Source organism: Streptomyces sp. 1114.5 (assembly GCF_003635085.1).
Taxonomy (GTDB): domain Bacteria; phylum Actinomycetota; class Actinomycetes; order Streptomycetales; family Streptomycetaceae; genus Kitasatospora.
In genome coordinates this window covers 835,086-848,446 of the sequence record NZ_RBXE01000002.1, presented here as the reverse complement: position 1 = coordinate 848,446, position 13,361 = coordinate 835,086, and the positions used below count along the sequence as shown (strand labels likewise).

Sequence of the window (13,361 nt, the reverse complement as noted above, 5' to 3'; positions counted from 1 at the left end):
GACCGCGCGACGGGGTAGGACCAGGGACAGCGCACACGTCCCCGCCGATCGACCGCCGTCGACCGCTCTTCGGCAGGCCTTCGGTAGGCCTAAGGAGCCACACCATGGGCATCACACGTCGTGATCTTCTCAAGTTGGCTGCCGGAGCGGGCGGTTCGGCCGTCGTCGGTGGCCTCGTCCTGCCGTCCACCGCCTGGGGTGCCGTACGGACCACCCCGCGCGGCCTGCCGACCGACACCTGGATGAGCCACCTGAACGGCAGCCTCTCCCTGCTCGACCTCACCATCCCCGGCACCCACGACTCGTGCTGCGAGAACCCCGCCTACGGCACCGAGTGGTCGCACACCCAGAACTGGGGCCTCCCGCAACAGTTGCAGGAGGGCGTGCGCTTCCTCGACATCCGCTGCAACGGCCTGCAGGGCGCACCCGACGAACTCGGGATCTACCACTCCGACAACTACCAGCACATCCGCCTCCAGGACGTGCTGGACCAGTGCAGGTCCTTCCTGCAGGCGCACCCCGGCGAGACCGTCGTGATGCGGCTCAGGAACGAACGGGCCGGCGGCCAGGCCCTCGGCGACGACGAGTTCCTGCGGCGGGTCGACCACTACCTCGACGGCCTCGGCTACCGCGGTCTCTTCCACTTCTACGGCTGGCCCACCCTCGCCACCGCCCGCGGCAAGGTCGTCCTGCTCGCCGACTTCACCAACCCGTGGGGCCTGATCGACTGGTCCAGCGGCCGGAACGACTACGTCGACACCCAGGACGTGTGGGAGATCGGCGGCCTCGACCCCTTGGGCGCGAAGGGCCAGTACATCGTCGCCCAGTTCGACAAGGCCTTCCTCACCCCGAACTCCCCGAGGATGTTCGTCAACTTCCTCAGCTACGCCGGAGGTTACTGGCCCAAGCTCAGCTCGCAGGCCCTCATGGACCACACCGTCTACCCGTACCTGAACGCCCGCACCCAGCAGCGTGCCCGGTTCGGCATCGTGCCGATGGACTTCCCGGACTTCCACGTCAACGTGCTCCAGATGCTGATCGACAAGAACGTCGTCTGACCGGGACGGCCCGGGTGTCGGTCGCATCAGCCCGGGGACGTAAACCTCCGGGCCACTACGAGGTGACGGAGGTTCCGTCGGCGGGCTGATGTCGGTCGGCCGCCGCGCGTGACAGCGTTCCGCGCATGGACACCACGCCGTTCGCAAGCCGTACCGGACTGACGCGCCGACGCATGCTGCGCAGCGGGGCCGCCGCACTGGCGGTCGGCGCCGCCGTGCCGCTCGGCCTCACCGACACCGCCCGGGCCGCCTCGGCCCCCTCCCCCGGTTCCGCCACCGGTACGGCCCCCTCCGCCCGGCTCACCCTCCCCGCACCCACCGGCCCGTGCCCCGTCGGCATGGTGCCCCTCCACCTGCGCGACACCTCCCGCCCCGACCCGGCCGCCGGGCCCGGCCGCTTCCGCGAGCTGATGGCCACCGTCTGGTACCCGGCCCGCAGCGCCGACGCCGCGGCCTACCCGCTCGCCCCCTGGATGACCGACGGCGCCCTGCGTGCCTTCCTCACCGACGTCGGCTTCGCCCTCGACCCCTCACTCGCCCCGCTCACCTCCGGCCACCAGGGCGCGCCCGTCCACCGGAGCGGCCACCGACTGCCCGTCGTCGTCTTCTCCCACGGCGCGGGCTCCCACCGAGCCGACCACACGGTCATCGTCCAGGAACTCGCCAGCCACGGTTACGCCGTCCTCACCGTCGATCACACCTACGACGCGTTCACCGAGTTCCCGGACGGCACCGTCTCCACCCCGTCCGACAGCGTCCCGATCTACCCGAGGGACCACGCCGCCGACGCCCGCTTCGTCCTCGACTGCGTCGAAGGCCTCGCCGCGGGCCGCAACCCCGACGTGGACGGGCGCGTCCTCCCGGCCGGCCTGCTCGGCGCCCTCGACCCGGACACCGTCGGCATGTTCGGCTGGTCCAAGGGCGGCACCGCCACCGCCCTCGCCATGGGCGCCGACCCGCGCATCCGCGCCGGGCTCGCCGTCGACGGGCCGATGATGGCGAACCCGGCCCCCAGCGCCGACCTCGACCGGCCGTTCATGATGATGACCGCCGACTTCGCGCGGGCCGTCAACCCCGCCGCCCAGACCTTCTGGACCCACCTGCGCGGCTGGCGGCTCGACATCCAGGCCACCGGGGCCGTCCACTCCTCGTACGGCGACAACATGACGCTGGTCCCGCAGGCGGCGAAACTGCTCGGCCTTCCCGTCCAGCAGGTCCGGCAGATGGTCGGGACGCTCGACCCCGACCGCGGCATCCGCATCCAACAGGCCTACCCGCTCGCCTTCTTCGACCTCCACCTGCGCCACCGCGGCCGCCATCTGCTCGACGGGCCGTCGCAGGCCTTCCCGGAGGTCGCCTTCCACGGCTGAGCCGGTGCGCCGGTTCGCCGGCGATGTGGTGATGTGGCGAGCCGGGGATGTGGTGAGTGCTGGGGCGGCCGCGACGGGGGTGCGGCCGCCCCTTCGCTCAGCGCCCTCGGCTCACCGCCGGCCCGTCAGCCGCTCCCCCGTGCGGTACAGCTCCACCAGCAGCGGGCGAAGCGCCTCCCCGGCCGGCGTCAGCCGGTACCGCGTTCGCACCGGGAAGCCCGCCAGCCGTTCCCGGGACACCAACTCCCGTTCGGCCAAGGCTTGCAGACGCTCCGCGAGCACCTTCGAGCTGATCTCCGGCAGCCGCTCGCGCAAGTCCCCGTACGCGGCGGGGCCGTGCATCAGCTCCCGCAGCACCAGCGTCGTCCAGCGGCCCGCCACCGCCGCCAGTGCCACCTCCACCGGGCAGTCCGCCTCCGGTCGCGCCGTACGGCCGCGCTCGTCCGGCACCAACTCGGCGTCCCGGCAACGGTCCCCGGCGCGCACGTCGCTTCCCGTTTGGTGACCTACGTCCCGCCCGGCTTCACTGCTCACATGACCCACCCCAGCAGCCTCCCCGCAAGCACCGACCCGGCACAACACCCGGCCGTCTTCGCCGCCGCCTTCAACTCCGGCGACCCGGCCCTCCTCGCCCGGGTCTACGAACCCGGCGCCGTCTTCGTCCCATCGCCCGGCACCACCGCCGTCGGGCCCGAACTCCACCGCGCCAACGCCGAGTTCCTCGCCCTCGGCCTGCCGATCACGGTCCGCCCCCGGCACACCTACGTGGCCGACGACATCGCCCTCCTGATCGTCGACTGGAGCATCAGCGGCACGGCCCCGGACGGCTCCCCCGTCCACCTCGCCGGCACCGCCACCGACGTCGCCCGCCGCGACCCGGACGGCCACTGGCACTACGTGATCGACAACCCCTTCGGCACGGCCCGGGACTGAGCCCGGCGACGCGCTCTCCACCCGGCCTCGCCGGAACGGCCCTGGCATACCGGTCACATCCACCGTCACGTCGGTCGGGCCGTGGACGAGCCGATCACCCTACCGAACTTCGAGGACGCGTCCGGGGAGTGCAGCGGGGTGATCGGCCCTCAGACCTTCATGCCCTGGGTGGCGACGGCAGTGGGCGGGGTGGTACTGCCCGCGGTCGTGCCGAGGGTGCGTTCGACCTTGGCGACGGCGGTGCGGTACTGCATCGACGCAGTCTGGGAGGAGGCGCCCTCGCGCTGGAAGTAGCCGAAGGCCATGGCGACCGTACCGAAGCGCTCGATGCCGATGAACGCGTTGAGTTGGACGCCGGCCAGGGTGCCGTCGAGACGGACGGCGGGGGCGTCCTGGCGGTCGCCGAGGGTGACGGGGGTGACGGTGAAGGTCACCGTGTCCTCGATGCCCGCGTTGAAGGTGATGGTGTGGCAGGTCCGGAACGCATCCGCCACCGTGTTGAAGTCGGTGGCGAGCTGGTCGGGCGCCTCGGCGGCAAGCGCCTCGGTCACCATCGGGTTGCCGTCCGGGCCGTCGAGCTCGGTCTCGGCACGCGGGTTCGCCGGGCCGGTCTGGCCGACGTGCATGTTGATCAGGGCGCTGAGCGTGTCGCAGCCGCTGACCGGGCTCGGGTTCTCACCCGGACTGGGGCTCTCGGTGGCGGGCGCCTCGGTGAAACCCGGGCCGAGGTCGGCCGCGGTGAGCAGCGCCGACTTCAGCTGGTCGGCCGAGGGAAGCTGCTGGGCCGGCGCGGCCGACGCCAGGTGCGCCGGGCCCAGGGCGACCGCCACGACGACGGCCGCGGCGGTGACAGCGTGGAGAGGCCTCGGGAGAGACATACGAGCCCCCGGTCGAGAGTTCGGGCAGGGACAGGCAACCAGTGTCCCACCGGGTACCGACCGGGGCGCGGCGGGCAGGCATCGACGCAGGTCACGGCCCGTGCGACGCACGTGAGCGGAGCTCATGACGGTGGCCGATGAGCAGAACTCATCAGGGTGCGCATGAGCGGAACTCATGACGGCGCACATGAGCGAACCTCATGGCGAAACCCCATGAGCGAACCTCATGCCGCAGCCCCGAGCACACATGAGCAGGTCTCATGCCGAAGCACTCGATGAGCGGGCCTCATCCCGGTCGCGATGAGCGCCGCTCATCGGACGGCAGCGCATCGAGCGTCTCCGTGAGCCATTCCACCCAGAAGGCCTCCAACCCGATCCCGGCCCGCAGCACGGCGTGCTGGAGCCGGTTCTCCCCGTCCGCCTTCTCCGCCGGGAAGTCCCGCCGCTCGATCTCCAGGTAGTCGGCCAGCTGCTCACGGTGAAGCTCCAGGTGGCGCTCCAGCTCGGCCGCCAGGCCGTCCGTGCCGACCACCGCGGCCGCCCGCAGCCGCAGCAGCAGCGGTTCCCGGACGGCCCGCGGCGCGTCACCGTCGGCCGTCCACCGGGCCAGTTCGGCGCGGCCCTCCGGCAGGACCTCGTACTCCTTCTTCTGCCCGCGCACCGGCCCGTCCGGCTGGAGGGCCCGGATGTGTCCGGAGGCCTCCAGCCGGCCCAGCTCGCGGTAGATCTGCTGGTGGGTGGCGGGCCAGAAGAAACCGATCGACTTGTCGAACCGCCTGGTCAGCTCCAGCCCCGAGGACGGCTTCTCCAGCAGGGCGGTGAGGATGGCGTGCGGCAGCGACATGGCGACGATCCTAGGGGTGTACGGCCACCGGGACCGCCGTCAGAGGGAGGCGGCCAGTTCGGTGCCCTGCTTGATGGCCCGCTTGGCGTCCAGTTCGGCGGCCACGTCGGCGCCGCCGATGAGGTGCACGGCCAGCCCGCGCTCGCGCAGCGCCTCGTACAGGTCGCGGCGCGGCTCCTGCCCGGTGCAGAGCACCACGGTGTCGACGGGCAGCAGTTGGCACTCGCCGTCCACGGTGATGTGCAGGCCGGCGTCGTCGATGCGGTCGTACGTCACGCCGGGGACCATCACCACGCCGCGGTGCTTGAGTTCGGTGCGGTGGATCCACCCGGTGGTCTTGCCGAGCCCGGCGCCGACCTTGGTGGTCTTGCGCTGCAGCAGGTGGACGCTGCGCGGGGGCTTCGGGCGCTCGGGGGCGCGCAGGCCGCCGCGCTCGCGGTACTCCGGGTCGATGCCCCACCTCGCCTGGAACACCGGCGGGTTGAGGCTCGCCTGGTCGCCCTCGTCGGTGAGGAACTCGGCCACGTCGAAGCCGATGCCGCCCGCGCCGAGGATGGCGACCCGCTCGCCGACGGGCGCGCCGTCGCGCAGCACGTCGAGGTAGCCGAGCACGCTGGGGTGGTCGATTCCGGGGATGTCGGCGGGGGTTCGCGGGGTGACGCCGGTGGCGAGGACGATGTCGTCGTAGCCTTCCGCGGCCAGTTGCTCGGCGGTGACGGTGGTCCCGAGGCGCAGCGTGACGCCCAACTCGGCGAGCCGGGTGCGGTAGTAGCGCAGCGTCTCGTCGAACTCCTCCTTGCCGGGGATGCGCCGGGCGATGTTCAGCTGCCCGCCGACGGCCTCGGCGGCGTCGTACAGCGTGACCTCGTGTCCGCACTCGGCGGCGGAGACGGCGAAGGCGAGGCCGGCCGGTCCGGCGCCGACGACGCCGAGGCGCTTGCGCACCTTGGTGGGGGCGAGGACGAGTTCGGTCTCGTGGCAGGCGCGCGGGTTGACCAGGCAGGAGGTGATCTGGAGGTTGAAGGTGTGGTCCAGGCAGGCCTGGTTGCAGCCGATGCAGGTGTTGATGGCGTCGGCGCGGTCGTCGCGCGCCTTGGCGACGAAGTCGGCGTCGGCGAGCAGCGGGCGGGCCATGGAGACCAGGTCGGCGTTCCCGTCGGCGAGCAACTGCTCGGCGATTTCGGGGGTGTTGATGCGGTTGGTGGTGACCAGCGGGATGCCGACCTTGCCCATGACGTTCTTGGTCACCCAGGCGAAGGCGCCGCGCGGGACCGAGGTGGCGATGGTGGGGATGCGGGCCTCGTGCCAGCCGATGCCGCTGTTGATGATGGTCGCGCCGGCGGCCTCGACGGCCTGGGCGAGCAGGACCACCTCGTCCAGGGTGGAGCCGCCGGGCACCAGGTCGAGCATGGAGAGGCGGTAGACGATGATGAAGTCCTCGCCGACCCGCTCGCGGACCCTCCGGACGATCTCCACCGGGAAGCGCATCCGCCGCTCGTAGGGGCCGCCCCACTCGTCCTCGCGGTGGTTGGTCGCGGCGACGATGAACTCGTTGAGCAGGTAGCCCTCGGAGCCCATGATCTCGACGCCGTCGTACCCGGCGCGGCGGGCGAGTTCGGCGCAGCGGGCGAAGTCCTCGATGGTCTGCTCGACCTGCTCGGCGGTGAGCTCGTTGGGCACGAAGGGGCTGATCGGGGCCTGGACGGCGCTGGGGGCGACCAGGTCCCGGTGGTAGGCGTAGCGGCCGAAGTGCAGGATCTGCAGGGCGATCTTCCCGCCGGCGGCGTGTACGGCGTCGGTGACCACGCGGTGCCGGTCGGCCTCCTCCTCGGTGGTCAGCATCGCGCCACCCTCCCAGGGGCGCCCGGCCTCGTTGGGGGCGATGCCGCCGGTGACGATCAGGCCGACGCCGCCGCGGGCGCGCTCGGCGTAGAAGGCGGCCATCCGCTCGTACCCGCCGGGGGCCTCCTCCAGGCCGACGTGCATCGAGCCCATGATCACGCGGTTGGGCAGGGTGGTGAAGCCGAGGTCGAGCGGGCTGAGCAGGTGCGGGTAGCGGCTGCTGCCGGGGTGGGCGCTCATCGACGTCTCCTGGGGCGCGGGCTGGGTGTCGTGGTTACCGCAGGGTAGGGGACGGGCGGAGCGGCATGCAACTAGTTGCATAAAGCCCGCGGAGCGCGACTCGGCCGAACCCGGCCCGCGCGCCACGGCGGCCGCGTATCGTCGTGTCCCGGACGTCGCGCGCTCGGACGTCGCACGCTCGGACGTCACAGGGCTCTAACATCACACGGCTCGGACATCACAGGCTTGGGAACACAGGCTCGGGAAGTCACAGGCCCGAGAGAGGGGGCGGCCGTGCGCGGTGGTTCGGTGGCCGTGGTCGGGGGCAGCATCGCCGGGAGCGCGTTCGCCGGGGCCGCCGCCCGGCTGGGCGCGGAACGGGTCGTGGTGCTGGAGCGCAGCCCCGGCCGACTGGAGGACCGCGGCGTGGGGATCTGCACCCACAACGACCGCTTCGACGAACTGGTCCGTGCCGGGCACCTCGCCACGGACACCCGCCGCCACCGCCTGACCGTCCGCCGCTGGGTCACCCGGGGGCCGGCCGGCGAGGGCGACGGCCCCGACGGGCGTGGGCGGCTGCTCTGGGACCAGCCCTTCCCGTTCCACTCCCACCACTGGGCCGTGCTCTGGCAGGCGCTGCGCGAGCGCACCCCCGAACAGGTCGAGTACCGGCTGGGCACCACCGTCACCGCGGTCGGCGGCGACGAGGAGGGCGCCTGGGTCGAGGAGGCCGACGGCGGCCGGCACCCGTACGACCTGGTGATCGGCGCGGACGGCTACCGCTCGGTGGTGCGCGACGCCGTCTGCCCGCAGGCCGCACCCGAGTTCGCCGGGTACGTGTGCTGGCGCGGAAGTTACGACACCGCGCTACTGGCCGAACTGCCCGGCGGTGCCGGGGCCTGGCCGGAGGAGGAGTGCATCACCGTCTGTTACCGCGGCGGGCAGGTCGTGATCTACCGCATCCCCGGACTCGCCCCCGGCAGCACTCAGGTGAACTGGGTCTTCTACGCGCCCACCCCGGCCTGGCTGCGCCTGGACGGCCCGACCAGCATCCCGGCCGGCGCCCTCACCGACGCACGGCTGGACGGGCTGCGGCAGCTCGCCGAACGGCACCTGCCACCGTACTGGGCCGGAGTGGTCACACTGACCCCGCGCGAACGGACCTTCCTGCAGCCGGTCTACGACCTGGCGACGCCGCACCGCACCGCCGGGCGACTGCTCATCGGCGGGGACGCGGCCACCGTCGTACGTCCGCACAACACCAGCGGTGCGGTGAAGGCTCTCCAGGACGCGCACGCCTTCGAGCAGGCGGGGCAGTCGGGGAATGCGGTGAACGCGGGGAATGCGGGCCGGGCAGCCGGCTCCTGGTCGGCGCTGCTGGCCGCCTACGACCGCGAACGCAGCGCGGCCGGGCGGGAGTTGGTGGACCTGGGGCGGAAGCTCGGCCGGGCCCAGGTCACCGATGCGCCGGACTGGTCCGCGATGGGCGAGTCGGCCATGGTCGCCTGGTGGCAGCACCAGGTCACCGGCAGCGCAGGGTTCGGCGGCCACGCGCTCGGCCGGACCGAGCCATCCCCGTCCCCGTCCCCGTCTCCGCGACCATGACCATGACCATGACCATGACCGCCGGAACCCCGCCGGAACCCGGCGGGGCACCACCGGGATGCGGCCGAGCCCCGTGCGGGGCCCGGCCGGATCCGGTCGAATCCGTTGCGAGGATCAGACGTTGACGCCGTAGTCGGTGGCGATGCCGCGCAGGCCCGAGGCGTAACCCTGGCCGATGGCACGGAACTTCCACTCGGCGCCGTTGCGGTACAGCTCACCGAAGACCATCGCGGTCTCGGTCGAGGCGTCCTCGGACAGGTCGTAGCGCGCTATCTCCTGGCCGTTGGCCTGGTTGACGATCCGGATGAACGCGTTGCGGACCTGGCCGAAGTTCTGCAGCCGGGCGTCGGCGTCGTAGATCGACACCGGGAAGACGACCTTGGCCACGTCGGCCGGCACCCGCTCCAGGTCGACCTTGATCTGCTCGTCGTCGCCGTCGCCGCCACCGGTCAGGTTGTCGCCGCTGTGCTCGACCGAACCCTCGGGGCTGCGAAGGTTGTTGAAGAAGACGAAGTGCTGGTCCGAGACCACCTTGCCGAGCGCGTTGCAGAGCAGCGCACTGGCGTCCAGGTCGTAGTCGGCCCCGGTGGTGGTGCGCACGTCCCAGCCGAGACCCACGATCACGGCGCTCAGACCGGGCGCCTCCTTGCTCAGCGAGACGTTGCCGCCCTTGGCCAGCGAAACTCCCACAATGCCCTCCTCGATCTCTCCCTGCGGACGAATCTACAACACTGTAGAGATCACGAGAATCCGCCTGCAGGCGGGCTCCACCCAGGAATTCTCCCCGGTGTCGCCTCCGGGGCTTCTCCGGGGCTTCTCCGGGGCTTTTCGGGGTTCCCGGCCGGAACCGCTCGCACCGGTCCGTACGGCCGTACCCGGGCCGGCGCTGCAACCGACCTCGCGCCCGTCGCCCCGGCCGGGGCGCCCCGGCGGTGCGCCCGACCTAGACTGGCGTCGATCCCCCGAATCCCGGTCCCCCGGGTGCGGCGCCTCGCGGGAGGTTCCCATGCGCCAGCGGTACAGCTTCCACGTCGACCAGGGCGGGCACTCGGTGACCGTCAACGTCCGCTCCGGCTGGATCACCGAGACCGAACTGCTGGTGGACGGCAAGGAACTCGCCTTCCACCGCGTCCACGGGCACGGCGGCTACCCTCTGACGCTCGCCGCTCAGCTCGCCGAGGAACCGCCCCGGCCGCTCGCGGTCACCCTGGAGCGCACCGGCACGGCCGAGCACCCGCTCTCCTGCGTCCTGGAGCTGGCGGGCGCCGAGCACGCCATGCCGGAGCGAACGGCGCGCTGAGGCCCGGGCCCCACCCCACCCCTCCCCACCCTGCCTCGGCCGTTTGCGACCGAATACTACGAAACCGTACTATCCGAAAACGTGACGTCCGAGAACGCAACCACCGCGACCTCCCCCGAGCAATCCGCCCTGCTGGCCCTGCAGCGCGCGACGCACGCCACGCTGCAGCTGCTCGCCGCCGAACTGGTCGACCTCGACCTGACCGCCTCCGAGATCAACGCGCTCGCCAACCTCGCGGACGGGCGGGGCCGGACGGTCTCCGAGCTCGGCGCCGCCGTGGGCACCCGGCCGACCACCCTGACCGGCATCCTGGACCGGCTGGAGCGGCGCGGCCACATCACCCGCGGCACCCGCGCCGGGGACCGCCGCTCGGTACTGATCGAACTCACCCCCACCGGCCGGCTCGCGGCCGACACCATCCGGCGAACCGTGACCGACCTCGAACGCCGCGCGCTCGGCGACCTCTCGCCCGCCCAGGTGGACGGCTTCCACGCCGCACTCCGGGCCCTGACGAAGGCCTCCGCATGACCTCCCCGACACCCCCTTCCACCTCCCCCGATCCCGCCGACGCTCCGGCTCCCGCCGACACCCCGGACACCCCGGACGCCCCGGACGCCCAGGAGACCCAGGAGGCCCCGGATGCCTTCGGGCTGCTGCTGGGCGAGGCGATGACCGGCGCCGAGCGTTTCGGCCACCGCCAGCACGTCCGCCTCACCTGGCTCGCGGTCCGCCGGCACGGCGTGGACGCCGCCCTCGGCCTGATCACCGACGGGATCCGGCGCACCGCCGCCAAGGCCGGAGCGCCGCAGAAGTTCCACGTCACCATGACCCGCGCCTGGGTCGAACTGGTCGCCCACCACCTGGCCGCCCACCACGCCGACGCCGCACCGGACTTCGCGGAGATCGAAGAGATCGAAGAGATCGAAGAGATCGAAGAGATCGAAGAGATCGACGGGTTCAACGAGTTCGACGGATTCGCCGACCGCCACCCCGACCTGCTCGACAAGGAACTGCTCGCCCGCCACTACCGGCCCGCCACGCTCGCAAGCGAGCAGGCCCGGACGGCCTGGGTCGAGCCGGACCTGACGCCCTTCCGCTGGGCGGATCAGCCCTCCTGACACTCCGTCAGGATCTCCTCGACCGCCTTCCGGGCCCGCTCCGCATCCTCGGCGACCAGCCCGATCCGGGTGCGGCGGTCCAGCACGTCGGCGGCGTCCAGCGCACCCTCATGGGTGAGGGCGTACGCGATCTCGGCGCGCGTCACGTCCAGGCCCTCGGCCACCGGCGTCAACTCCCCTGCGGCCAGCACCTCGTGGGCGGCGCCGCCGTGCCGGGCGAGCAGCGAGGAGGGCACCCCCTCGCCGGGCAGGGGGCGGCTGTCCCGGTGCCCCGGGGCGCCGACCAGCGGCAGTCGGGCCGTCCAGCACGTCCGGGCGGGCAGGCCGCGCAGCCGGACGGCGGCATCCACCGCGTCCTCTGCCATCCGGCGGTAGGTGGTGAGCTTGCCGCCGACCACGGTGACCACCCCGGACGGGGATTCCAGCACCGCGTGCTCGCGCGAGATGTCGGCCGTGCTGCCGCCGCCGGTGTCGATCAGCGGACGCAGCCCGGCGTAGGCGCCGCGTACGTCCGCCCTGGTCAGCGCGGTGGCGAGGGCGGTGTTGACGGTGTCGAGGAGGAAGGCCAGTTCGGCTTCGGTGGGCTGCGGCTCGTCCGGGATCGGGCCCGGGGCGTCCTCGTCGGTCAGGCCGATCGCGACCCGGCCGAGCTGCTGCGGCAGGGCGAAGACGAAACGGCTGGTCGAGCCGGGCACCGGCACGGTGAGGGCGGCGGTCGGATTCCCCAACGCCCCGGCGTCCACCAGGACATGGGTGCCGCGGCTGGGGCGCAGCGTGATCGAGGTGTCCACCTCGCCCGCCCAGACGCCGGTGGCATTGACCACCGCGCCCGCCCGTACGGTCAGTTCCTGCCCGGTCAGCGTGTCGACCAGCCGGGCGGAGGTGCCGGTCACGGACTCGGCGCGCACCCTGGTCAGCACGCTCGCGCCGTACTGCGCGGCGGTGCGGGCGAGGGCGACCACCAGCCGTGCGTCGTCCACGAGTTGACCGTCGTGCGCGACGAGTGCGCCGCGCAGGCCGGCGGTCCGCACGCCCGGCACCAGTCGCCGGGTGCGGGCGGCGTCAATCCGGCGCACCCGGGGCAGCAGCGTGCCGGGCGTGCCGGCGCTGACCCGCAGCGCGTCCCCGGCATGGAAGCCCGCGCGGATCAGCGCGCCCTGCCCGGGGCGCAGCAGGTCCGGGAGCAGCGGCACCAGTTGGGGCAGCGCGCGGATCAGGTGCGGGGCGGTGCGGGTCATCAGCACGCCGCGTTCGACCGCACTCTCCCGGGCCACCTTGATCCGGCCGGAGGCCAGGTAGCGCAGGCCGCCGTGCACCAGCTTGGAACTCCAGCGGCTGGTGCCGAAGGCCAGGTCGCGGGACTCGACGAGCACCGTGCGCAGGCCGCGCGAGGCGGCGTCCAGGGCCGCCCCGGCGCCGGTGACGCCGCCGCCGATGACCAGCAGGTCGACGTGCGGGTCGTCGCCGAGCGCCTGGAGTTCCAGTGTGCGGCGTGCGGCGTTGAGTCGGCTCGTTCCCGCGAAGGGACCGACGGCGGGCGTCGTCATGGTGCGAGGTATCCGTTCAGCGCTCTGGCCAGTTCGCGCCGCCAGGCCGCCTCGGGCAGCAGGGAGGCGACCATGCGGTGCGACTGGACGGTGGACTGGGCGATCAGCAGGACCATGGCGGCCAGTTCGAGCGGTTCCCCGGCGCGGATCGAGCCGTGCGCCTGGCCGTGTTCGATTCCGCTGCGCAGCGCCTCCAGCAGGCCGCGCTGGCTGGCGCCGAGCCGTTCGACCACGTACTCCAGCAGGAGGTCGGAGTCGTCGGAGCGGAGCAGCGCGCCGAGTACCGGGTGGTCGCGCAGCCGGACGGCGACCTCGACGACCCGCTCCACGAGGGTCGTTCGGTCCTCGACGTCCAGCGCGGTGCCCTCCAGCGTGGCCAGGATCTCCCGGGTGAGCAGCGCGCCGATCACCGCCCGGACGTCCGGCCAGCGCCGGTAGACGGTCGGCCGGCTGACCCCGGCGCGGCGCGCGATCTCGGCCAACTGGGTGCGGCGCACACCGAGATGGACGATCAGGTCGGCGGCGGCGTCCAGGATCGCGTCGTCGGTGCTGCGGGCCCCGGGCTTCGCGGGCCGCGCGGCTCCGACGCTGCCGGGCTGCTCGGCTGGGGTCGCCGACTCGGCGGCGTTACTACTTGACATGATGTG

14 protein-coding genes are annotated in these 13,361 nt (G+C 72.7%); 7 read left to right on the top strand and 7 right to left on the bottom strand.

Annotated elements, in window-relative coordinates; genetic code table 11:
• Positions 1-104 precede the first annotated feature (104 nt).
• Together BX285_RS27050 and BX285_RS27045 are read left to right on the top strand one after the other, a co-directional pair.
• Positions 105-1,058: a phosphatidylinositol-specific phospholipase C gene (locus tag BX285_RS27050; RefSeq protein WP_183107274.1), complete on the top strand. Its 954-nt coding sequence runs from the start codon at positions 105-107 to the stop codon at positions 1,056-1,058.
• A 125-nt stretch (positions 1,059-1,183) separates the two neighbouring features.
• The gene (locus BX285_RS27045; protein ID WP_121178499.1) at positions 1,184-2,428 is read left to right on the top strand and encodes an acetylhydrolase; all 1,245 of its coding nucleotides are present in this window, start codon (positions 1,184-1,186) and stop codon (positions 2,426-2,428) included.
• A gap of 111 nt (positions 2,429-2,539) precedes the next feature.
• Here the strand turns inward: BX285_RS27045 and BX285_RS27040 are convergent, their stop codons facing one another.
• Positions 2,540-2,914, bottom strand: coding sequence for a helix-turn-helix domain-containing protein (locus tag BX285_RS27040; RefSeq protein ID WP_259470805.1), 375 nt, complete (start codon positions 2,912-2,914; stop codon positions 2,540-2,542).
• Between the two features lie 48 nt (positions 2,915-2,962).
• Here BX285_RS27040 and BX285_RS27035 point away from each other — a divergent pair, with 48 nt between their 5' ends.
• Positions 2,963-3,361 (top strand): DUF4440 domain-containing protein, encoded by a 399-nt coding sequence (locus BX285_RS27035; protein ID WP_121178498.1) that lies wholly within the window; start codon positions 2,963-2,965, stop codon positions 3,359-3,361.
• A gap of 149 nt (positions 3,362-3,510) precedes the next feature.
• Here BX285_RS27035 and BX285_RS27030 read toward each other — a convergent pair whose 3' ends face one another.
• The 3 genes from BX285_RS27030 to BX285_RS27020 form a co-directional block, all read right to left on the bottom strand.
• Positions 3,511-4,239: a hypothetical protein gene (locus BX285_RS27030; RefSeq protein ID WP_143685662.1), complete on the bottom strand. Its 729-nt coding sequence runs from the start codon at positions 4,237-4,239 to the stop codon at positions 3,511-3,513.
• Positions 4,240-4,525: 286 nt separating this feature from the next.
• The gene (locus BX285_RS27025) at positions 4,526-5,083 is read right to left on the bottom strand and encodes a PadR family transcriptional regulator (RefSeq protein WP_097235512.1); all 558 of its coding nucleotides are present in this window, start codon (positions 5,081-5,083) and stop codon (positions 4,526-4,528) included.
• 39 nt (positions 5,084-5,122) lie between these two features.
• Positions 5,123-7,165, bottom strand: coding sequence for an NADPH-dependent 2,4-dienoyl-CoA reductase (locus BX285_RS27020; RefSeq protein ID WP_121178497.1), 2,043 nt, complete (start codon positions 7,163-7,165; stop codon positions 5,123-5,125).
• A 273-nt stretch (positions 7,166-7,438) separates the two neighbouring features.
• Here BX285_RS27020 and BX285_RS27015 point away from each other — a divergent pair, with 273 nt between their 5' ends.
• The gene (locus BX285_RS27015; protein ID WP_121178496.1) at positions 7,439-8,749 is read left to right on the top strand and encodes a monooxygenase; all 1,311 of its coding nucleotides are present in this window, start codon (positions 7,439-7,441) and stop codon (positions 8,747-8,749) included.
• 114 nt (positions 8,750-8,863) lie between these two features.
• On the opposite strand, the gene BX285_RS27010 is transcribed toward BX285_RS27015, so the two are convergent.
• On the bottom strand, positions 8,864-9,439 hold the full coding sequence (locus BX285_RS27010; RefSeq protein ID WP_097235515.1) for a TerD family protein: 576 nt from the start codon (positions 9,437-9,439) through the stop codon (positions 8,864-8,866).
• Between the two features lie 316 nt (positions 9,440-9,755).
• On the opposite strand from BX285_RS27010, the gene BX285_RS27005 reads away from it, so the two are divergent.
• The 3 genes from BX285_RS27005 (at position 9,756) to BX285_RS26995 (ending at position 11,167) form a co-directional block, all read left to right on the top strand.
• Positions 9,756-10,049: a hypothetical protein gene (locus BX285_RS27005; RefSeq protein WP_097235516.1), complete on the top strand. Its 294-nt coding sequence runs from the start codon at positions 9,756-9,758 to the stop codon at positions 10,047-10,049.
• Between the two features lie 81 nt (positions 10,050-10,130).
• Complete coding sequence (locus BX285_RS27000; protein ID WP_220783981.1) at positions 10,131-10,577, top strand: MarR family winged helix-turn-helix transcriptional regulator; 447 nt, start codon at positions 10,131-10,133, stop codon at positions 10,575-10,577.
• Positions 10,574-11,167 carry a hypothetical protein gene (locus BX285_RS26995; RefSeq protein ID WP_220783980.1) on the top strand — a complete coding sequence of 198 codons (594 nt, stop codon included), beginning with the start codon at positions 10,574-10,576 and terminating at the stop codon, positions 11,165-11,167. The genes BX285_RS27000 and BX285_RS26995 overlap by 4 nt, the downstream gene beginning before the upstream one ends.
• On the opposite strand, the gene BX285_RS26990 is transcribed toward BX285_RS26995, so the two are convergent.
• Together BX285_RS26990 and BX285_RS26985 are read right to left on the bottom strand one after the other, a co-directional pair.
• The gene (locus BX285_RS26990; RefSeq protein ID WP_121178495.1) at positions 11,155-12,714 is read right to left on the bottom strand and encodes a glycerol-3-phosphate dehydrogenase/oxidase; all 1,560 of its coding nucleotides are present in this window, start codon (positions 12,712-12,714) and stop codon (positions 11,155-11,157) included. The two genes, BX285_RS26995 and BX285_RS26990, sit on opposite strands and share 13 nt — an antisense overlap.
• The gene (locus BX285_RS26985; protein WP_121178494.1) at positions 12,711-13,355 is read right to left on the bottom strand and encodes a TetR/AcrR family transcriptional regulator; all 645 of its coding nucleotides are present in this window, start codon (positions 13,353-13,355) and stop codon (positions 12,711-12,713) included. Before BX285_RS26985 ends, BX285_RS26990 begins: the two co-directional genes overlap by 4 nt.
• Between the last annotated feature and the right edge of the window lie 6 nt (positions 13,356-13,361).